General features: G+C 73.5%; 17 protein-coding genes. 5 read left to right on the top strand and 12 right to left on the bottom strand.

Annotated features, from left to right (window positions below; genetic code table 11):
- Nucleotides 1–6 precede the first annotated feature (6 nt).
- Nucleotides 7–270: a helix-turn-helix domain-containing protein gene (locus tag TR48_RS01170; protein WP_042363839.1), complete on the top strand. Its 264-nt coding sequence runs from the start codon at nt 7–9 to the stop codon at nt 268–270.
- Nucleotides 271–500: 230 nt separating this feature from the next.
- On the opposite strand, the gene TR48_RS38515 is transcribed toward TR48_RS01170, so the two are convergent.
- From TR48_RS38515 to pruA, 4 genes are all read right to left on the bottom strand, one after another.
- On the bottom strand, nt 501–1,430 hold the full coding sequence (locus tag TR48_RS38515) for a hypothetical protein (RefSeq protein ID WP_052442313.1): 930 nt from the start codon (nt 1,428–1,430) through the stop codon (nt 501–503).
- 170 nt (nt 1,431–1,600) lie between these two features.
- Entirely contained in the window at nt 1,601–1,804 is a 204-nt protein-coding gene (locus TR48_RS01160) for a cold-shock protein (protein WP_042363838.1), read from the bottom strand.
- Between the two features lie 274 nt (nt 1,805–2,078).
- A complete protein-coding gene (locus TR48_RS01155; RefSeq protein ID WP_042363837.1) occupies nt 2,079–3,008 on the bottom strand; it encodes a proline dehydrogenase family protein in 930 nt (309 codons plus the stop codon).
- A 143-nt stretch (nt 3,009–3,151) separates the two neighbouring features.
- Nucleotides 3,152–4,780 carry an L-glutamate gamma-semialdehyde dehydrogenase gene (gene pruA / locus TR48_RS01150; RefSeq protein ID WP_042363938.1) on the bottom strand — a complete coding sequence of 543 codons (1,629 nt, stop codon included), beginning with the start codon at nt 4,778–4,780 and terminating at the stop codon, nt 3,152–3,154.
- A gap of 197 nt (nt 4,781–4,977) precedes the next feature.
- Between pruA and TR48_RS01145 the strand changes: the two genes are divergently transcribed.
- Nucleotides 4,978–6,750 (top strand): PucR family transcriptional regulator, encoded by a 1,773-nt coding sequence (locus tag TR48_RS01145; RefSeq protein WP_236651947.1) that lies wholly within the window; start codon nt 4,978–4,980, stop codon nt 6,748–6,750.
- A 10-nt stretch (nt 6,751–6,760) separates the two neighbouring features.
- Here TR48_RS01145 and TR48_RS01140 read toward each other — a convergent pair whose 3' ends face one another.
- Nucleotides 6,761–7,444, bottom strand: coding sequence for an N-acyl homoserine lactonase family protein (locus TR48_RS01140; RefSeq protein WP_042363936.1), 684 nt, complete (start codon nt 7,442–7,444; stop codon nt 6,761–6,763).
- A 46-nt stretch (nt 7,445–7,490) separates the two neighbouring features.
- Nucleotides 7,491–8,705, bottom strand: a complete 1,215-nt coding sequence (locus TR48_RS01135) for a hypothetical protein (protein WP_042363836.1) — start codon at nt 8,703–8,705, stop codon at nt 7,491–7,493.
- Between the two features lie 155 nt (nt 8,706–8,860).
- Between TR48_RS01135 and TR48_RS46205 the strand changes: the two genes are divergently transcribed.
- Nucleotides 8,861–8,983, top strand: a complete 123-nt coding sequence (locus tag TR48_RS46205; RefSeq protein WP_268873555.1) for a hypothetical protein — start codon at nt 8,861–8,863, stop codon at nt 8,981–8,983.
- 388 nt (nt 8,984–9,371) lie between these two features.
- On the opposite strand, the gene TR48_RS01130 is transcribed toward TR48_RS46205, so the two are convergent.
- The gene (locus TR48_RS01130; protein WP_042363835.1) at nt 9,372–10,001 is read right to left on the bottom strand and encodes a TetR/AcrR family transcriptional regulator; all 630 of its coding nucleotides are present in this window, start codon (nt 9,999–10,001) and stop codon (nt 9,372–9,374) included.
- 96 nt (nt 10,002–10,097) lie between these two features.
- Between TR48_RS01130 and TR48_RS01125 the strand changes: the two genes are divergently transcribed.
- Nucleotides 10,098–11,594: an APC family permease gene (locus TR48_RS01125; RefSeq protein WP_042363834.1), complete on the top strand. Its 1,497-nt coding sequence runs from the start codon at nt 10,098–10,100 to the stop codon at nt 11,592–11,594.
- Between the two features lie 6 nt (nt 11,595–11,600).
- Here TR48_RS01125 and TR48_RS01120 read toward each other — a convergent pair whose 3' ends face one another.
- The 3 genes from TR48_RS01120 to TR48_RS01110 form a co-directional block, all read right to left on the bottom strand.
- Nucleotides 11,601–12,275, bottom strand: a complete 675-nt coding sequence (locus TR48_RS01120) for a zinc ribbon domain-containing protein (RefSeq protein ID WP_042363833.1) — start codon at nt 12,273–12,275, stop codon at nt 11,601–11,603.
- Nucleotides 12,276–12,437: 162 nt separating this feature from the next.
- Entirely contained in the window at nt 12,438–13,544 is a 1,107-nt protein-coding gene (locus TR48_RS01115) for an acyltransferase family protein (RefSeq protein ID WP_063770865.1), read from the bottom strand.
- A 207-nt stretch (nt 13,545–13,751) separates the two neighbouring features.
- On the bottom strand, nt 13,752–15,446 hold the full coding sequence (locus TR48_RS01110) for a hypothetical protein (protein WP_084728663.1): 1,695 nt from the start codon (nt 15,444–15,446) through the stop codon (nt 13,752–13,754).
- Nucleotides 15,447–15,688: 242 nt separating this feature from the next.
- Here TR48_RS01110 and TR48_RS01105 point away from each other — a divergent pair, with 242 nt between their 5' ends.
- Nucleotides 15,689–16,975 carry an MFS transporter gene (locus TR48_RS01105; RefSeq protein ID WP_084728661.1) on the top strand — a complete coding sequence of 429 codons (1,287 nt, stop codon included), beginning with the start codon at nt 15,689–15,691 and terminating at the stop codon, nt 16,973–16,975.
- A gap of 240 nt (nt 16,976–17,215) precedes the next feature.
- Here the strand turns inward: TR48_RS01105 and TR48_RS44635 are convergent, their stop codons facing one another.
- Nucleotides 17,216–17,677, bottom strand: a complete 462-nt coding sequence (locus TR48_RS44635; RefSeq protein ID WP_052442312.1) for a hypothetical protein — start codon at nt 17,675–17,677, stop codon at nt 17,216–17,218.
- Between the two features lie 59 nt (nt 17,678–17,736).
- Nucleotides 17,737–18,828, bottom strand: a complete 1,092-nt coding sequence (locus tag TR48_RS01095) for a hypothetical protein (protein WP_042363832.1) — start codon at nt 18,826–18,828, stop codon at nt 17,737–17,739.
- Between the last annotated feature and the right edge of the window lie 33 nt (nt 18,829–18,861).

The following is an 18,861-nucleotide window of genomic DNA, read 5'->3' as shown; positions in this document are numbered from 1 at the left end:
GGGGGCATGGTCCGCATCCCTCTCACCCCCGAGCAGGTCGAGTCCGGCCGCCGCCTCGGCGCGCTGCTGCGCGAGGCCCGCGCGGGACGCGATCCGGAGCTGATCGCCCGGACCGCGGGCATCTCGCCGGAGACCCTGCGCAAGATCGAGGCGGGCCGCATGCCGAGCCCCGGCTTCGGCACGATCGTCGGCCTCTGCGAGGCGCTCCAGCTCCCGATCCAGACCGCTGCCCAGATCTGGCTCGGCACCGCGACACAGCTGGCCGGCTGACGCCCACCCCCGAACCCGACCCGCAGCCCAGCCAGCAGCCAGCAGCCGCGACTCGCGAACCCAATACTGGGGCTCCGATGCCCGCGGCCCCGGCCCGCAGCCACGACACGCGAAGCCGATACCGGCGGCCCCGATCCCCCGCGGCCCCGGCCCGCGAACCCGATGCCCGCGGCCCCGGCCCGGCCCGGCACGCGGACCAAAGCGGCGAGGCCAGCCGCCGCAGGGCCGCGTCACCCCACCTGGCGCCCGGTCACATACCCCTGCAACGGAACCGTAGAGCGCAGCCGCACCACGTCGACCGAGCCGTCCGTCGGCAGCGGGAGCACCAGCTTGCCCGTTGCGACGGCCACGGCATGCTCCACCGGCGCGCCCCACGTGCCGTCCGTCCGCATCGACACCGCGACGCTCCCGTCGGCGCCCTGCGGGGTGACGCACAGCCACATCGGCCCGTTCCGCGCCCCGCCGCCCGGTGCCGCGTCCGTCCCGGCAGGCTCAACCGGCACATCGGTGTCGGCGTCGGCCGGAATCGGCGGCAGATAGGCCAGCACCGTCTCCTCCGCGTACCCGGGCGCGGGCTGCGGCGAGGGGACGGGAGCGGGACCCGGCGCGGGCAGCGGAATCCACCGCCATGCCCCCACCGCCCGCCCGCCCCGCGGATCCACGGGATCCGCGGTCGGCGGGCACACTCCGTCCGGGAAGCGCGGCGCGAGATACCCGGTGACGTACGGATCTCGGCGCGCGTGCTGGTGCGACCACACGCCATTCCCCTGGCCGTCGTCCGTGGCCCCGGCCTGAATGGAGTTGCCGCCCTTGGTGTAGACGTTGTCGGCGTCGAACCCCGTCACGATCTCGGTGTGCACATCCCCACCGAAGATCGTCAGCGACCCGACCGACGGATACTCCGACCACTGCCCGTGGGCCTGCGCCCACGACGCCAGCTCCGCGACGGCTGCCGTCTTCGGCACGATCGCGTCCAGCCCCACGTCGTGGAACATGCACCACTCGAAGATCGCGCACCACGGCACGCCGTTCCACCCGTACTCGGCGCCGAACTGCGTGATGTTGTCCCACCCCGTCCCGGGCACCCAGTGCTCGTAGACCCGCTCGGGGATCGACGCGACGTGGTCGACCAGGCGTCTCCAGTCCGGCGGGTTCGACATGGTGAGCTCCCGTCAGTCGTTCGTACCCGACGGAGACCATGGTGGACCTGCCACCGTCCGCGCTCCGCCATTCCGGGTACCCCTCACCCGGAAGCGTGACGCGCCCTACGGCGCAAGGCCAGAGCCCCGCCGCCCGTCGTCCGGGCAGCGGGGCTCCGCGTCGCGTCTGGTCAGCCGCGCGTCACGTTGGCGGCCTGCGGACCCTTGGGGCCCTGCTCGACCTCGAACGTCACGGCCTCGCCCTCGTTGAGCTCGCGGTAGCCGGAGGAGTTGATCGCGGAGTAGTGGACGAAGACGTCCGGCCCCCCGTCGGCCTGCTCGATGAAGCCGAAGCCCTTCTCCGCGTTGAACCACTTGACGGTGCCCTGAGCCATTCCTGTCTCCTGTCGGACGCGGGCACGCACCACGCGCACCCCCTGGGTGTGATCGCCCTGGCCCTCGGACTGCCGGTACAGCTGGACTTCGAACCGCGCGTTCGAACAGCACGCTACAGGCGCGGTGACCGCCTGACTACAGGCTGTCTCGCAGGATGGTCTGTCACTCCGTCAGACCACACCCCACCGCCCGGCCGTGGAGGAGACCCTCACAAACGACCTGTGGCGGAGCCGAGTACGGCTCCGCCAAAGGTCGACGGCACAGCGCTGGTCGTCAGCTCTTGGTGGCCAGCGCGCGGAGGAAGAAGGTGAGGTTGGCCGGGCGCTCCGCGAGGCGGCGCATGAAGTAGCCGTACCACTCGTTGCCGTAGGGGAGGTAGACACGCATGGTGTTGCCCTCGGCGATGAGGCGCTCCTGCTCCTCCGGACGGATGCCGTAGAGCATCTGGTACTCGAAGGAGTCCGCCGCACGGCCGTTCGAGGCGGCCAGCTCGCCCGCGATGCGGATGAGGCGCGGGTCGTGGGAGGCGATCATCGGGTAGCCCTCGCCCGCCATCAGGACCTTGAGGCAGCGGACGTAGGAGAGGTCGACCTCGGACTTCTTCTGGAAGGCGACCGTGGCCGGCTCCTGGTAGGCGCCCTTGCAGAGGCGGACGCGGCTGCCGGGGCCGCTGAACTCGCGGCAGTCGGCCTCGGTGCGGTGCAGGTAGGCCTGGAGGACGACGCCGAGCCAGGGGAAGTCCGCGCGCAGCTCGCGGGCGATGCCCAAGGTGGAGTCGGTGGTGGTGTGGTCCTCCATGTCGAGGGTGACCGTGGTGCCGACCGCGGCGGCCGCCTCGCAGATGCGGCGGGCGTTGTCGAGCGCGACCTTCTCGCCGTCCTGGGGCAGGAACTGGCCGACCGCGGACAGCTTGACGGAGACCTCGGCGCGGTCGGCGAGACCGCTCTCGGAGAGCGCGGCGAGCAGCTTCTCGTAGGCCTCGGCGGTGGCCGCGGCCTGCGACGCGTCGGAGGTGTCCTCGCCGAGGTGGTCGAGGGTGATCCGGCGACCGGTGGCGACCAGGTCGCGGGTCACGGCGACGCCGTCGACCAGGGTCTCGCCCGCGACGAAGCGGTTGACGATGGCGCGGGTGGGGGGCAGCTGCTCGATGAGCTTGCGGGAGCGCGGGGAGCGGGAGGCCGCGAGCAGGGTGGAACGGAGCATGTCAAGAACTCCAGGGCGCGGAGGAGAGGAGAAGCACGTGGGGCCTGGATGCCGCGCCCCCTCCACGGGGGGAGTTGAGGGGGCGCGGCGGCTCAGGGGCGTCGCCGTGGCGGCGACGGGGGGACGGGTGACGCGACGAGGTGTCAGCCCATGTGGGGGTAGCGGTGGTCCGTCGGCGGGACGAAGGTCTCCTTGATGGAGCGCGCCGAGGTCCAGCGCAGCAGGTTCTGCGCGGCGCCGGCCTTGTCGTTGGTGCCGGATGCGCGGCCGCCGCCGAAGGGCTGCTGGCCGACGACGGCGCCGGTCGGCTTGTCGTTGACGTAGAAGTTGCCGGCCGCGAAGCGCAGCACGGAGGCCGCCTCCGCGATCGCCGCGCGGTCGGTGGCGAAGACGGCGCCGGTCAGGCCGTACGAGGAGGCCGACTCCATCTGCGCGAGCGTCGCCTGCCATGCGTCGTCCTCGTAGACGTGCACGGCGAGGATCGGGCCGAAGTACTCGTCGCGGAAGTACTCCGCGGCCGGGTCGGCGGCGACCAGGACGGTCGGGCGGACGAAGTAGCCCTCGGAGTCGTCGCAGGTGCCGCCCGCGAGGATCTCGACCTGCGGGTCGGCGGCGGCGCGCTCCAGGGCGGCCTTGTTCTTGGCGAAGGAGCGCGCGTCGATGACGGCGCCCATGAAGTTGGACAGGTCCGCCACGTCACCCATGGTCAGGGACTCGGTGGTGGCCTTGACGTCGTCCTTGATCTGCGCCCACAGCGAGGCCGGGACGTAGGCGCGGGACAGCGCCGAGCACTTCTGGCCCTGGAACTCGAACGCGCCGCGGACCAGCGCGGTGGACAGCGCCGCCGGGTCGGCGGACGGGTGGGCGATCAGGAAGTCCTTGCCACCGGTCTCGCCGACCAGGCGCGGGTACGTCCGGTAGGTGGCGATGTTCTCGCCGACCGTCTTCCACAGGTGCTGGAAGGTGGCGGTCGAGCCGGTGAAGTGGATGCCGGCCAGGTCCTGGTGCTTCAGCACCACCTCGGAGACGGCCAGGCCGTCGCCGGTCACCATGTTGATGACGCCCTTGGGCAGGCCCGCCTCCTCCAGCAACTGCATCAGCAGGTGCGCGGCGAACTGCTGGGTGGGGGACGGCTTCCAGACCACCGTGTTGCCCATCAGGGCCGGGGCGGTCGGCAGGTTGCCGGCGATCGCGGTGAAGTTGAACGGCGTGATCGCGTAGACGAAGCCCTCGAGCGGGCGGTGGTCGGTGCGGTTCCACACGCCCGGCGAGGAGATCGGCTGCTCAGCCAGGATCTGGCGGGCGAAGTGGACGTTGAAGCGCCAGAAGTCGACGAGCTCGCACGGGGTGTCGATCTCGGCCTGCTGCGCGGTCTTGGACTGGCCCAGCATGGTCGCGGCGGCCAGCGTCTCGCGCCAGGGGCCCGAGAGCAGGTCGGCGGCGCGGAGGAAGACAGCGGCGCGGTCGTCGAAGGAGAGGGCACGCCAGGCCGGACCGGCCGCGAGGGCCGCCTCGACGGCGTCGCGGGCGTCGTCCTGGGTCGCGTTGCGCATGGTGCCGAGCACCGCGGCGTGACGGTGCGGCTGGACCACGTCGATCGGCTCGCCACCACCGAGGCGCTTGGCGCCGCCGATGGTCATGGTGAGCTCGACGGGCGCCTGGCTGCCCAGACGCTTCAGCTCCGCCTCGAGACGGGCCCGCTCGGCGGAGCCCGGAGCGTAACTGTGCACCGGCTCGTTGACCGGCGTCGGAATCTGGGTCACAGCGTCCAACACGCGCCTGCTCCTCATCGAGTTCTGGAGGTGTCGAGGTGTCCTCAGGATCGGACCGCCGGTTGTCCGCCGCATGCAGTCGTGGTGCATGCGGAGGACATCCGCGAACGGATCTGGACGACGCGGTTCTCGCGTCGATGCTCACGCTAGGCCTCGCGGGCAGGGCTCCTCTTTGTCCGGTCGCATAGCATCCAGGTATGGAGCATGTCGGATCGGACAACGGCATGGGCGACGCGGCAGGCGACCCCGTGGGCGGCCCCGCGGGCGACGCCACGGGCGACGCCACGGGCAGCCGTGCAGGCGGCCCCGCAGGCGGCCCCGCGGGCGGCCTCCCCTTCCCCGCGCCGGTCCCCGTCGGGATCACCCTGCGGCAGCTGCTGATGTCGCTGGGCGAGCCTGTCGTCGAGCTCCAGTGCGCACCGGCCGGGCTCGACGTGGAGGCCGTCGACGTCGGGCTGCTGGACCCCGAGGACCCGCCGGCAGCCCGGCCGGGCGAGCTGGTGCTCGCCATCGGCGTGCGGGGGCGCGCCGCGATCCCGGCGCTGCGGGCCGCGGCGGCGGCAGGGGCCGCCGCCGTGGCGGTGCGCATCGACTCCCCCGCCCAGCGCGACACGCTGCGTGACTTCGCCGAGCAGGCGGGCATCGCGCTGCTGTCCGTGCGCCGCGAGGTCCGCTGGGAGCACCTCGACGCGCTGGCGCGCGCCGCGCTCGGCAGCGGCCGCCCGCTGCCCGCCGAGGGCGGCGCGGAGGAGGGCGACCTGTTCGCCCTCGCGCAGACCACGGCCGTGCTGACCGGCGGCATCGTCAGTATCGAGGACACCGCCAACCGAATCCTCGCCTACTCCCGCTCGGCGGACTCCGACGAGATCGACGACCTGCGCCGGCTCACCATCCTCGGCTGGCAGGGGCCCGAGCCGTACCTGTCGAAGCTGCGCGAGTGGGGGGTGTTCCAGCGATTGCGGGCGGGCGACTCGGTCGTCGCCATCGACGAGCACCCGGAGCTGGGCCTGCGCCGCCGCCTCGTCGTCGCGATCCGGTCAGGGGAACGGCAGTTGGGCACGATCTGGGTCCAGGAGGGCGCGACGCCGCTCGCCGAGCGCGCCGACCAGGCGCTGCTGGGCGCGGCGCGCGTCGCGGCACTGCAGCTGATGCGGCGGCGGCGCTCGGTCAGCTCGGAGCTGCGGCTCACCCAGAGTCTGCTCTCCGGGGTGCTGGAGGGCACCACCGGCGCGCAGTCGCTGGCTGGACACCTCGGGCTGGACGCGAAGCGTCCCGCGGCCGTGCTCGGCTTCGCCCTGCCGGGCTCGGGGCCCGGTTCGGACGAGCTGCACCGCGAGGAGACGCTGAGCCTGATGGCCGTCCACGCCGCGGCCCGCCACCGCAGCGCGCTGACGGCCGCGGTCGAGGAGCGCGTCTACGTGCTGTTGCCGGAGCTCCCGCGCGGCGTCGCGCCCGCGACCCTGCTCGGCTGGACCCGCGAGCTGGCCGAGGCCGCGACCCGCCACCTCTCCGCGGCGGGCGCACCGCCCGTCGTCGTCCGCGGCGCGGTCGGCGAGGTCGTCCCCGCGCTCTCCGGCACCGCCGCGTCGCGCCGGGAGGCGGATCGGATCCTCGACGCGATGGCCTCCGGGCGGGTCGACGCGCAGGTCGCCGACCTCGCCCAGGTCCGGGCGCAGGTGCTGCTGGCCGAGACCCTCGGCCTGCTGGCGGCCGCCCCTGCCGTCCGCGACCCGCGCCTGACGGCGCTGCTCGCCCACGACGCCGAGCACGGCGGCCGCCTCGCCGCCTCCGTCCTGGCCTGGCTCGACGCCTTCGGCGACGTCCGCGCGGCGGCGGCGGCCCTGCACATCCACCCCAACACCCTCCGCTACCGCGTCCGCCGCGCGGAACAGCTCACCTCCCTCGACCTCTCCCGCCCGGAGGAGCGCCTGCTGGCCATGCTGCAGCTCCGGCTGCCGCCGGAGGCGTGACCCGAGACCTTTACGCGGGCGGCTCCCACACCGCGCAGTCGTGGGCGAAGAGGATGCGGCGGGGGTCGAACGAGAGCAGGCGGGGCAGCCAGGAGGAGTGTGGCGGGAGCGGGGGCTCCGAGCCCGCTGCCGCGGCGTGGAGGGCGAGGTGGTCGGCGCCGAAGCCGGAGGCGAAGTCGTGGGCCTGACCGGCCAGGATCACCGTGCCGTCGGGGCGCCGGAGGACGAGGGACTGGTGGCCTGCCGTGTGGCCCGGGGTCGGGATGATCCACACGCCCGGCCGGATCTCGGCCTCGCCGTCCAGCTCCTCGTAGCGGGCGCCGGGGAAGTCCACGAGCTCGGGAAAGGTGTAGGCCTCACCCCGTGCCGCGGCGAGCTCCGCCGTCTGGACGACGACCGGGGTCCGTGGGAACGACGGATTGCCGCCGCAGTGGTCGAAGTGCAGGTGGCAGTTGACGACCAGGGAGACGTCGCCGACGGCGACCCCGGCGTCCGCGAGCGCTGCGGCCAACGGACGGCGGCGTGGCCGGTAGTGGGCCTCGGTCTCCGGATCGGCCGCACCGATGCCGGTGTCGAAGAGGACCAGCCCGGAGTCCGTGCCCACCAGGTAGGCGAGGACGGGCTCCACCCGGGGGTGCTCCGTTCCCGCCTCCTCGGCCGGACGGACGAAGTAGCCGAGGTCGAGGCGTCGCATCATGCCCCCAGCCAAGGCCTCGGCCCGATGTGTCGTCAACGGCCTTTCACCGCTGGGAGAACCAGACCCGCCACAGGTCCAGCCAGCTCGCGCGGGCCTGGAGGGTCAGCTCGTGGCGGAGGCGCAGCTCCTCCGGGGTGGCCCGCGGGGAGTCGGGGAAGGGCGGCTCGTCGAGGCGGTGCCACTGGCGCAGCCAGGCTCGCTGGGCGGGGGCGCTGGCGACCTCGCTGGCCAGAGCGGTGAAGCGGATGCTCTCCTCCACGGCCGCCTGCGCCGCGCTCCCCGTCCCGACGGTCTCACCCGCCTCACCCGCCTCACCCGCCTCGCCCGCCTCGCCCGGGACCGGGGCGACGAACCACTCGGCGGCCTGGGCGAGCGTCACCATCTGGTTGACCAGGGCGGTCACCGACTCCTCCGCCTCCTGGCGCTCCTCCCCCGCGAGGCGCATCTGCTGACGCACTGCCTTGTCCCACAGGGCCCGGCGCTCCGCGCCCGTCGGCTCCGGCCGCGGGACGGGGTAGCCGTGGGTGCGGACGTCGGCCTCGAGGCGGAGCGCCTCGGCCACGGAGTAGTCGACCAGCCGACGGTGGTCCGCCAGGCCGAGCGGCTCCTCGACCGCCGGGCCGCCGGTGTCGTCCTGTCGCTTGCGCTGCGCCGCACGTCGCAGGGCCAGCTCGTTGAGCAGGAGTTGGCGCCCCTGGGTGTACGGTGCGACGTCGGTGACCACGCCGAGTTCGACGTCCTCGGGCACGACGCCCCTGGCGGTCACCACCAGCACGACGCGGCCTCCCGGCGGGCGCAGCCGCGCCACCCACAGCGTTCCCTCGCGCCGCAGCTCGACCGGGAGGGGGACGCCGTCCACGGTCAGCTCCGCCGGGCCCTCGACGGCCCCGCCCGGCTGCGCGTCCCAGGTCCGCAACCGCTCGCGCTCGGCGCCGACCAGGTGTTCCAGCGCGGCCCCCACGTCGGGCGTCCCCGGGTCGACCGCCCGCATCGTGGCGACGTGGACCACCGGGCCCTCGGCGGCGAACCAGTCGCCCCGGGAGAGCAGCACCCTCACCAACTCGCCGTTGGTCAGTTGGAACTCGGTCAGCGCGGCGGGAGCCAGCGCCGGCGCGGAGGCGGCGTAGAGCGGGAACGCGGCCCCGGCCAGCAGTTCCTCGTCCTGCCCGGCGCCCTGACGCCAGAGGTCGTCCGGGCCGTCGACCGGGCCGTCGTCCGGGCCTTCGACCGGGCCGGACCCGCCGCTGCGATACCTCACCGTGCCTCCCCATACTTCCGCGCGGTCCACCCTAGGGACCTTCGGGCCCCGCGTGCACCATGCTCTTCGATACCCCTCCCCCGATCGGCTGACGCACGCCGCCGCTCTCTGCACGTCGCCGCCGGGAACGCGCGGACGCGGCGGACGGTGGGGGCATGACGTTCCTTCGACCCTCGGCCTCTCCTGGCACGACCCTCCACGGCGGCGTCGTCCCGGCCACGGACCCGTTCGACCCGCAGACCTTCCACGCGACCTTCGGCGTCGACGTGCGCCGCTGACCGACCACCGGCCCGCGACGCTCACCGACGCCACGGGCGACTCGGCACCGACGGCCCGGCTCGCGGCATTCTTCCGGTCGAACGCCCCGGAGTTGGGCACACCCCGGCCACGAGCCACCAGGTCGCCACCGCCCGGGCGAAGCTCGGGAATCGGGGCTCCCGCCTCGACAGGCCCGGAGTCGGGGCCTACAGGCCCGGAACTCCTCGGGTCCGGGCGCACTCCCGAGCCCTCCGGCCCGAAGCCCGAGGGGCAGCCCACCGGCCGCCCCGAGGAGCCCGAGCGCCACACCGCCTCCCACCCGAGGAGCCCGAGCACCACACCGCCTCCCACCCGAGGAGCCCGGCGTGGGCCGCCCCCGCCCCCGGGTCGCGCGATGCTCGCGACCGCCTACGGCGTCCGCCCCGCGACGCCGTCCAGGAGGAGGCGCAGGCCCAGCTCGAAGCCGCGGTCGTCCAGGCCCGCCGCTCCGCCGCCGCGGGCGAAGGAGGCGTCGAGGGCGTCCGCGAGGGCGGGGTAGTCCGGGCGGTAGGCCTCCGGCGCGCGGGTGAAGCCCGCGGTGAAGGTCTCCAGGGCGGAGCCCAGGACCAGGTAGTCCAGCGCCGCGGCGACCTCCGCGGCGTCCGCCGCGGACAGCCCGGCGCGGCCGAGCAGGGCGAGCAGGGCGTCGTAGCCGCGCAGCGCGCGGTCCGCCTCGACGCGTCGGCGCGCGAGCAGGGCGATGGTGTTCGGGTGGCGCAGGAAGACCGCGCGGTAGCCTCGCGCGTACGCGGCGAGGCCGGCGCGCCAGTCGGGGTCGGCGAGCCGGCTGTGGTCGATCTCCTCGTTGACCAGCTCCGAGACCGCGTCGACCAGCGCGTCCTTGCTCTCCACGTGGTTGTACAGCGAGGCTGCCTTCACCCCGAGCCGCTCGGCCAGGGCGCGCATGGTCAGGCCGTCGGGGCCCTCCTCGTCCACCACCTGAAGCGCGGCCAGCGCGATCCGCTCGCGGGTCAGCAGCGCCCTGCTCGGTCGGCCCACGCCGAAGTCCCCTCTTCCGCTCTCCGCTCTCGGCGGCTATCGTCCCACCTCAACACCAGTGACTAACTTAGTTAGTTTTACGAGGAGGCGCTGCGCATGGCCGACCACGACCCCACCGACGCCGACCGGCTCGCCGCCCTCGGCTACCGCCAGGAGCTGAGACGCAGCCTGAGCGTGCTGGGCAACATCTCCATGGGCTTCGCCGTGGTCTCGCCGGTCGTCGGGCTCTACGCCGCCGCACAGGTCGGGATGAGCATCGCGGGCGGAGCCTGGATCTGGGCGCTGCCGTTGTGCCTGCTCGGGCAGTGCCTGGTCGTGGCGGTGTACTCGGAGCTCGCCTCCCAGTGGCCGCTGGCGGGCGGCGCCTACCAGTGGAGCCGGCGGCTGGCGAGCCCGGCCGTGGCCTGGCTGAGCGGCTGGATGTGGCAGTTCGCGGTGATGTTCGGCAACACCACCGTCGCCTACCTCGCCTCGCCCTGGCTCTTCGCGCTGTTCGGGGCCGTGCCGACGCCCACCGAGCAGGTGCTGGCCTCGGTCGGCTTCATGCTCGTCTGCACTTTCGTCAACGCCTACGGCATCGACTTCCTGCGCTGGTTCGTCAGTCTGGGCATCGCCGCCGAGGCGGTCGCGTCCGTCCTGGTGGGCTTCACCCTGCTGCTGGTCTTCCGGCGGCACGGCTTCTCGCTGCTGACCGACTTCCTGCACGCCCCGGCCGGGCTCGGCGTCAGCGACACCGGCGCGTTGCTCGCCGCTGTGGCGGTCGCGGGCTGGGCGTTCATCGGCTTCGACGCCTGCGTGTCGACGGCCGAGGAGACCAAGGACGCGGCCCGGCAGGTGCCGAAGGCGATGTGGTGGTCGCTGCTCAGCGTGGGGCTGGTGGTGATCCTCAACGCCATCTCGGTCGAATTGGCCCACCCGAACCCGGGCGACGTCGTCTCCGGCAAGGACCTCGACCCGGTGACCACCGCCGTCACCCACGCCTTCGGCGGCTGGGCGGACAAGCCGTTCGTCCTGGTCGTCCTGGTCAGCTTCACCGCGTGCCTGATGGCCTCCCAGGGCGGCGCCGCGCGCGGGCTGTACTCCCTCGCCCGCGACGACGTCTTCCCGTTCTCGCGTCAGGTGCGCAGGGTCAACCGGCACAAGGCGCCGATCGGCGGCCTCGTCGCGGCGACGCTGATCAGCTGCGCCGCGCTGCCGCTGGGGCTGAGCACCTCGGCCATGGGCAGCCTGATCACCTTCGGCAGCGCGGCGACCTTCGTGCCGTTCTTCCTGCTCACCCTCGTCGCGCTGGTCGCGCGCCTGCGCGGGGTGTGGAAGCCGGCCGGCGCGGTCGGCTACGGACGACTCGGCACCCCGCTCAACCTGCTCGCGGTGGTGTGGACCGGCTTCGAGGTGGTCAACATCTGCTGGCCGCGCAGCATCCTCGCCCCGGCGGGCGCGCCCTGGTACCAGATCTGGGCGGCCGTCCTCGGCGTCGGCACGGTCGCCCTCGCGGGCGGCGCCTACCTGCTGCTGCGCCGCCCGGACCGCCGGATGCGCGACGGGGACCCGGACCGCCCCCTGGGCGACGAACTGGCTCCCGCCGTGCTGTAGTCGGCCCTAGCGTCGGGTGCCGCACTGGGGACAGAACGCGGCCCCCTGCGGCAGCTCGCCGCGGCAGGAGACGCAGGCGTCCTGCCCCCCGAGCTTGTGGCCGCAGGCGGGACAGAAGTTGGCGCCGTGGGTCTCGGCGTGGCACTGCGGGCAGACCAACTGGAACGGGCGGTCCAGGTTGTACTGTGCGCCCTGACTGCCGCCCAGGTCGTAGGCGCGCGAGGTGGCCACGTCGTTCAGCCCCCGCTGCTGGGCCGCCGCGACCTCGGCGGCGGTGTCGGGCGCGCAGCCGTGGCACAGGCCCTGGGCGGGGCTGAAGCACCGCTCGCAGACGTAACTGGTGCACCGGGCACAGCGGTTGAAGTGCCCCTGGGCGTCCGCGATCGCCCGCCGGAAGGCCGCGTCCTTCGCCGGGCCCCAGTTGGCGCCTACCAGCCCGTCCAGCGCTGCGGACGCCTCGCTGCCGGCTCGGCCGAGCGCGCCCCAGGCGCTGCCGACGGCCTTGTCCAGCCAGCCGGAGACCCGGCCGCTGGCGTAGGGCTGGAACGCGGAGCGCCAGGTGTCGTGGCAGCGCGAGCAGCCGAACTCGAACTGGAAACCCGCGCCCGTGCCGTACTGCTGGCACAGGTCGTGGTAGTTGTTGCTGAAATAGATCTCGCCCGGCGAGTTCTGGCCGTTCATCCCTGTTCGCCCCCTCCACTGAACCGGCGCACACTGTGGCACACGCGCTCCGAGGGGGGCTAGTTCCGTTCGCGCCGGAACAGCTTGGACCGGTGGCCCAGGCGTCCGAGAAGAGGCTCAGGCCATGCCATGAAGAAGGCTCAGGTCATGCCGTGAAGCGACTCAGGCGGCGCTCGACGCCCCCGAGCCGCGCCGCACGGGCACAGGCAGAGTGAGCCAGCGCTTGAGGCGGCTCGCAAGCGGTCGCTCCACGAACCGGTGGACCAGATAGGCGCCGAGCAGCATCAAAAGGATCACACCGGACAGCAGGACCTCCGGGGCCACCCGGTCGGCCAGTCGCCCGATGAGCAGCCAGCCGAGCTCCTCGTGCAGCAGGTAGAGGGGGTAGGTCAGCGCTCCGGCGGTGACCAGCCAGCGGCGGTTGAGGAACGACAGCCTGCCGAGCGCGATCGCGAGGATCACGGCGTAGCAGGCCGTCACCAGAGCCACGCCCACCGTCCAGGACAGGCGGATGTGGGCGGACCATCCGCTCTCCTCCTGGAGAAGGGTGAGCAACTGGTGCTGCGCCAGCAGCCAGGAAGCGCCCAGCATCACCCAGAGCAGCGGGCTGGGCCGGAACCGGTGCATCAGGAACATCACGATGCCGCCGACGAAGAAGGGCGCGTAGGTCGGCTGGAACAACGTCACCAGCAACGGCAGCCCGGAGGCGGGCGCCAGCACCGAGCCGACCAGCCAGACCGCGCAGAAACCGAGCACCCGCTGGTACGTCAGGCCCATCAGCACCACGAGCGAGAAGATGAGGTAGAACCGCATCTCCGCCCAGAGCGACCAGTAGACCGGGTCCACGTGCCCGACACCGAGCGGTTCGTGAAGCATGGTCAGATTGGTCAGGATCCGCTCCGGCGTCACGGTCCAGTCGCCGTTCAGACGAAGCGCGATGCCGGTGATCAACACGCAGCACCAGTACGCCGGGTAGAGGCGCATGACGCGGGAGACCGCGAAGTCGCGGACCGAACGGCCCCAGCACGACATGCAGATGACGAAGCCGCTGAGCAGGAAGAAGAACTCGACGCCGAGCCAGCCGTAGGAGGCGATCGGGTGCAGGGTCGGAAAGACCACGCCCGTCGGCTTGTGCCAGGCCCCCTGGTAGCCGAGGTGGTCGTATCCCACGAAGTGGAAGACGACCACCGCCAGCGCCGCCACCAACCGCAGCCCGTCGAGGGCGTACAGCCGCGGGCGCCGCGGCTGCGGGATGACCCGCCCCGACACGGGCTGCGGGCGCTCCTCCGGCTGAGACTTCGACTGAGATTCCGGCTGAGCCGACGTCAGGGCTCGCAGCCGCAAGGTGGGCGACTCGGGAAACGAGGGGCGGGACAAGAAGGCCTCTTTCTGCTTGACCCGCCGCACCTTACTACGCAGTCGTCCGTACCCCGACCAACGCGTCCGACCTGGGACGCAGAGAGCCTGTGATGCTTGTCACCGGCCCTGGGACTTGGCCTTGTAGGCCGCCTTACGGGCCATCTTGGCCACCGACTTGTCCGGATGCAGCTCCCCGACCGCCTCCAGCACGGCGCGGGTGTACGTGTGGTCGACGCGCCACAGGTCCTCGAAGAAGCGGTCCGGGCCGTCCGGGCCGGGCAGCATCTCGACCAGTTCGCGCATCGCGTCCGCCTGACCGCCGGTGTCGATCAGCTGGGCTGCCAGCGCGTCGACCGTCGTCCACAGGACGGTGGCGCGCTCGGGCTGCGGCAGGTCCGTCGCGCCCAGCTCGGTCAGCCACGCCCCGGCGATGCCGACCAGCTCAGGGTCGCTCAGCACCTCCCGCACGGCGGGCACCGCCGGCTCGCCGAGGCGACGCAGCGCCACCTGGCAGTACAGCCGGCGGACCGGCGCGACGAGGTCGTCACCGCGCGCCGCGGCCAGCAGCTCGGCGGCGGCCGACTGCGGCTCCTTGCCCTGGAGCCACTCGACGATCTCCTCCTCCGGCAGCACGTTCGCCGACTCGCAGATGCCGCGCAGCAGCTCCGCCGCGTCGCCCTGGGCGTGCGCGCCCACCAGCGGGGCGTCGATGCCGTCCTCCAGCAGCCACTCGCGGACGCCGAAGAGGCCCAGATCGGTCAGCCGGACGTGGCCGAAGCGGTCGACCTCCTCCGGGTCCAGCTCCTCCAGCTCCACGCCCTCGGCCGCGCCGTCCTCCTCGCTCTCCTCGAAGAGGCTCGGGTCGATCGGGCGGTAGTCGAGCATGCCGAGGTCGGCCAGCTCCTGGAGCATCGGGTCGAGCAGCACCATGGTCTCGGTGATCTCACCGAGCAGCTCCTCGGTCGGGTCCTCGCCCTCGGGGACGACGAGCAGCGCGGCCAGCACGCCGAGCGGCAGCGTCTGCTCGACCGGGGTGGGGGCCAGCGCCCGCGTCTCGTAGAGCACCTGGAGGGCGTCGTCCAGCAGGCCCTGCGCCTCCTCGCGCGCCTCCTCCAGGCGGGCGTACTCCTCCTCCGACTCGTCCTCGGCCTCCAGCTCGGCGACCTCGCCGGCCGCGGCCGGCGCCTCAGCCGAGGCGCCCGCCGCCCCCGCCTCGTCGTCCGCCTCGTCCTCGTCCTCGCGCTGGGCCGCCTCGATGTCCTCGATGGCGGCCTCGACCGCCGTCTGCGCGATCACCGACGCGGCGGTCAGCCACGCGTCGAGGACGGCCTCCGGCTCGCCCTCCTCCAGCCGGGCCAGCTCCGGGCCGGCGACCGCGCGCTCGGGCGCGTCCTCGGCCGAGTCGGCGCCGGACTCCAGCACGACCAGCTCCAGGTCGACAGCGAGCGCCCAGGCCCGCTCGACCTCGCCGACGTCGTCCGGCTCCACGCCCATCGCTGCGGCCGCCTCGGCGGCCTGCTCCTCGGAGAGCTCGCCCCACTCGTCCACCGGCTTGCCCTCGCCGACCCAGCGCGCCAGCTTCAGGGTGTGCTCCACCAGCGGCGCGGCCAGCGCGGAGGCGGCCAGCTGCTCGGACGGGGCCAGCCGCACGGGCGGCACCAGGACGAGATCGTCCTCGTCCGTCGCGTCCGGGTCGGTCTCGTCCGCGTACTCGGCCACCGCACCGGTGCCGTACAGGGTCTCCAGATCGAGGTCGGCGGGCAGGGGTACACCCTCGCCGACGGGACCGTCCTTACGACTGCGCGTTGCCATGTTCCCGACCGTCCTTCGCACCTGGTGACGCACACACACACCGTTCCTGACGCCGAGGGTAGTCCCTGGCGCGGGCGGGCGTCGTTTCCCTTGACGTGTGACCAGCACGTATCCTCCGCTGGGCTGAAGCGCACACCCACGCGCTGACAACCCGCACGCCCCCCGCACGCCCGCTCCACCCGGACCGACCCGGCACACCCCGCCGGAACGGCCCGGAGCCCCGACGCCAGGAGATCCCTGCCATGGCGGACCTGACCCCGGTCGGCACACGTCTGACCGAGGCCCTGCTCCCTCTCGAACTCGCCCCGCGCGAGCGTCTGCGCCTCCGTTCGCTGAGCCGCTGGAACGCGCTGCGCGGCGTCCGTGTCGGCCTGACCGTCGCCGTCCTGCTGCTGCTGCTCATCGGCGCGAACCTGGCGACGCCCCTCTACCCCGCGCTCCAGGCCCGCCTCGGCCTGACCCCGGTGGACACGACCGTCCTGTTCACGGTCTACGTCTTCGCCCTGGTCCCCGTGCTCGCCGCCGTCGGCCACTGGTCCGACCAGCTGGGCCGACGGGCCCTGGTGCTGCCCGCGGTCGTGCTCGCCTCCGTCGGCGACCTGGTCTTCGCCTCCTCGTCGAGCCTCGGCGAGCTGGCGCTCGGCCGGGCCGTCCAGGGCATCGCCGTCGGCCTCGCCACCGGCGCGGCGGGCGCGGCCCTCGCCGACCTGCTGCCCGACCGCCCCTCCGTCGCCGCGAAGCTGACCCTGGCCGCGTCCGCGGGCGGCGTCGCCCTCGGCCCGCTGCTGGGCGCGGCGCTCGCGAGCGGCAAGGACCCGGTCGTCACCCCGTTCCTGCTGCACGCGATCGCCCTGCTGGCGCTGTGCGTGCCGCTGGCGCTGCTGCACCCCCGCTCCCCCGGCCAGGACGCGGTCGCCCCGCCCACCGTCTCTCGCACCAACCTCCGCCCGCGCGCGCTGAGCCTGCCGAAGCAGGGCCGCGGCGTCTTCCTGCTGGCCGCGGCGACGGGCTTCGTCTCCTACGCGGTCTTCGGCGTCTACCTCAGCCTGGCTCCCAGCTACGCCGCGTCGCTGCTGCACACCAAGGCGCCGCTGGCCGGGGCGGGCGTGGCAGCGCTCCTGCTCGGCAGCTCGGCCGCGGCGCAGTTGCTCGCCCGTCCCACCCGCGCACGCGCCGTCCCGGCGCTCGGCATGGCGGGCCTGGCCCTGGGGCTCGGCCTGGTCGTCCTCGCGGGCTACGCGCACGTCCCCGCCCTGCTGTTCGCCGGCAGCGTGCTCGCGGGCGCGTCCCAGGGCATGGCCTTCCGGGCGCTGTTCACGATGGCCTCGGCGGCGCTGGAACCGGACCTCCGCGCCTCCCAGCTGAGCACCCTGTGGGTCGTCGTCTACCTGGGCAGCTCCCTGCCGATCGTCGCCGTGGGCTTCCTCGCCCGGGCGTACGGCATCCTGCCGGCGTTCGCGACCTTCGCCTCCGTCGCCGCCACCGCCTGCCTCACCCTCGGCGCAGCCACCCTGCGCACCAAGCGGTAGCCGCACCTCCCCCTGGGGGCGCGAGGCGCACGGTTCGCTCCCGCAGCGGTTGCACGACCCAGGGGCGCGGGCTCTGCCGATATGCGGCTCCGCCCGCGTGTGCGCGAGGCGCACGGTTCGCTCCCGCAGCGGTTGCGCGACCCAGGGGCGCGGGGCTCTGCCGATATGCGGCTCCGCCCGCGTGTGCGCGAGGGGCCAGGTGCGCTCCCGCAGCGGTTGCACGCCCCAGGGGGTTGCAGCTCACTCCTCTGATCCCGGGCGGTCCCCGCGGCGTTCGACGATGTCGCCGCGGACGACCCAGGGGCGGTCGTGGCGCCAGGCGAGGCCCGCGCGGCGTTCCGCCGCCATGCGGGCGTGGATGACCAGCAGGTCCACCCCCGCGATCAGCGCGAGCAGCGCGCACACCGCGGCGAAGCCGATCCACGTGTTGCGCGCCGCGACGTCGGCGGGTTTCGCGACCGCCGCCATCCAGGAGAACAGCACCGCACCCGCCGCGTAGACGGGGCCGAAGATGCCCGCCAGCATCCGCCGCGCGGGGAGATCACTGAGCGCCGTGCTCGGCTCGGTGCCCGTGCGGGCGAGCCAGCGGCGGTGGGTGCGCACGCGGCCCCCGGACGCAGGCGGGGGCCGCACCCCGGCGGGGGTGGTGAGTGCGGGGCGGCCGAGGCCGCCGTGGTGGGCTCGGCCGAGAGCGATGTGCATGGCCGCCTCCTGCTGAGGCCCTTACCCGTCCCCCGGAGGCTCGAACGCCCCGGAGGGGGCTAGTACCGCTCGACCGGGCGGCGGTCCTGGGGGCGGCGCGGGGGGATCGGCGTGGCGGGGAAGTCGCGCGGGCCGCTCCACAGGGCCGGGACGGCGTCGGTCCAGCGGGCGAGCTCGTAGATGATGCCCTCGTAGTTGATCCGCCAGCCGCGGAAGTGGCCCCAGGCTTCCTCGACGGTGCGCTCCTTGGCGAATCCGGTCGCGACGATCATCGCCACGGCCGCGTCGAACTCGGCGAAGGTGAGCCGGATCGGCGCGGTCGGCTCCGGGTCCGGGTCGAACGGGACCCGCATCGTGCGGGCGATGTCGCGCAGCGAGCTGAAGCCGGCGCGGAGCACGAGCCGGGCCTCGGCCGGGGCGGACTTGGGGGCGATGGCCAGCTGGATCGCGGCCGCGTCCATCACCGCCAGCAGCGCGACGACCCAGCTGCGCTGGGCCCTGGGCGAGCGAAAGGAGAGCAGCAGCGGGTAGTTGGAGTGGCTCTCGCCGATGTCCGCGGCCAGCCGCTCCCAGTCGCGGTAGAGCATGGGCAGGGCCGTCTGGGTGTCGACCAGCCACTGCCGCGCCAGCAGCTCCGGGCCCCAGGCGGGCTCGCCGGCGCGGGACTCCAGCAGCGTCACCTCCGTCTCGCGGCGGTTGTACGCGCTGTAGAGCGTCGGCAGGTAGGCGATCTGCAGCGCGATCACCAGCGGGCCGGTGGCCGCGGCGAGGAAGTCCAGTCCGGAGAGCTTCAGGCGCGCGCCGCTCGCGAAGCCGAGCGTGAACAGGCTCGATCCGGCCTCCCGCACGGCGGTGCCGAAACTCAGGTCGGACAGGCCGTACAGCAGCAGCGAGTAGGCGACGAGCATCCCGCCGAGCCAGGCGGTCAGCATGCCCAGCAGGACCAGCGGTGCGAGCCACGCTTGCGCCCGGTCCATGGCCCGGAAAGTGCCGAGCGGTGCGGCGGTCCAGCGCAGGACGGTGCGCAGCGACTTCGTCAGGCGGAAAACCAGCGCCGAGTAGAGGCCCCGTGGGACCACAAGCGTCCGGAGCACGCTGCTGACGACGGTGACGAGCAGCAGGACGCCGAGGACGGCACACAGGAACCTCATGAGTCACATTGTGTGGCAAACGCCACGGGCGCG

Source organism: Streptacidiphilus neutrinimicus (assembly GCF_000787815.1).
In the GTDB taxonomy this organism is placed as follows: Bacteria; Actinomycetota; Actinomycetes; order Streptomycetales; family Streptomycetaceae; genus Streptacidiphilus; species Streptacidiphilus neutrinimicus.
Note: the sequence above shows the minus strand (reverse complement) of the source record. Positions and strands in the feature narration are given on the sequence as shown.

Excerpts from the sequence above, each read along its gene's own strand:
- TR48_RS01170 (WP_042363839.1), top strand. The coding sequence starts at position 7 with ATGGTCCGCATCCCTCTCACCCCCGAGCAGGTCGAGTCCGGCCGCCGC.
- TR48_RS38515 (WP_052442313.1), bottom strand. The coding sequence starts at position 1,430 with ATGTCGAACCCGCCGGACTGGAGACGCCTGGTCGACCACGTCGCGTCG.
- TR48_RS01160 (WP_042363838.1), bottom strand. The coding sequence starts at position 1,804 with ATGGCTCAGGGCACCGTCAAGTGGTTCAACGCGGAGAAGGGCTTCGGC.
- TR48_RS01155 (WP_042363837.1), bottom strand. The coding sequence starts at position 3,008 with ATGCTCCGTTCCACCCTGCTCGCGGCCTCCCGCTCCCCGCGCTCCCGC.
- TR48_RS01145 (WP_236651947.1), top strand. The coding sequence starts at position 4,978 with ATGGAGCATGTCGGATCGGACAACGGCATGGGCGACGCGGCAGGCGAC.
- TR48_RS01140 (WP_042363936.1), bottom strand. The coding sequence starts at position 7,444 with ATGCGACGCCTCGACCTCGGCTACTTCGTCCGTCCGGCCGAGGAGGCG.
- TR48_RS46205 (WP_268873555.1), top strand. The coding sequence starts at position 8,861 with ATGACGTTCCTTCGACCCTCGGCCTCTCCTGGCACGACCCTCCACGGC.
- TR48_RS01125 (WP_042363834.1), top strand. The coding sequence starts at position 10,098 with ATGGCCGACCACGACCCCACCGACGCCGACCGGCTCGCCGCCCTCGGC.
- TR48_RS01120 (WP_042363833.1), bottom strand. The coding sequence starts at position 12,275 with ATGAACGGCCAGAACTCGCCGGGCGAGATCTATTTCAGCAACAACTAC.
- TR48_RS01110 (WP_084728663.1), bottom strand. The coding sequence starts at position 15,446 with ATGGCAACGCGCAGTCGTAAGGACGGTCCCGTCGGCGAGGGTGTACCC.
- TR48_RS01105 (WP_084728661.1), top strand. The coding sequence starts at position 15,689 with ATGGCGGACCTGACCCCGGTCGGCACACGTCTGACCGAGGCCCTGCTC.
- TR48_RS44635 (WP_052442312.1), bottom strand. The coding sequence starts at position 17,677 with ATGCACATCGCTCTCGGCCGAGCCCACCACGGCGGCCTCGGCCGCCCC.
- TR48_RS01095 (WP_042363832.1), bottom strand. The coding sequence starts at position 18,828 with ATGAGGTTCCTGTGTGCCGTCCTCGGCGTCCTGCTGCTCGTCACCGTC.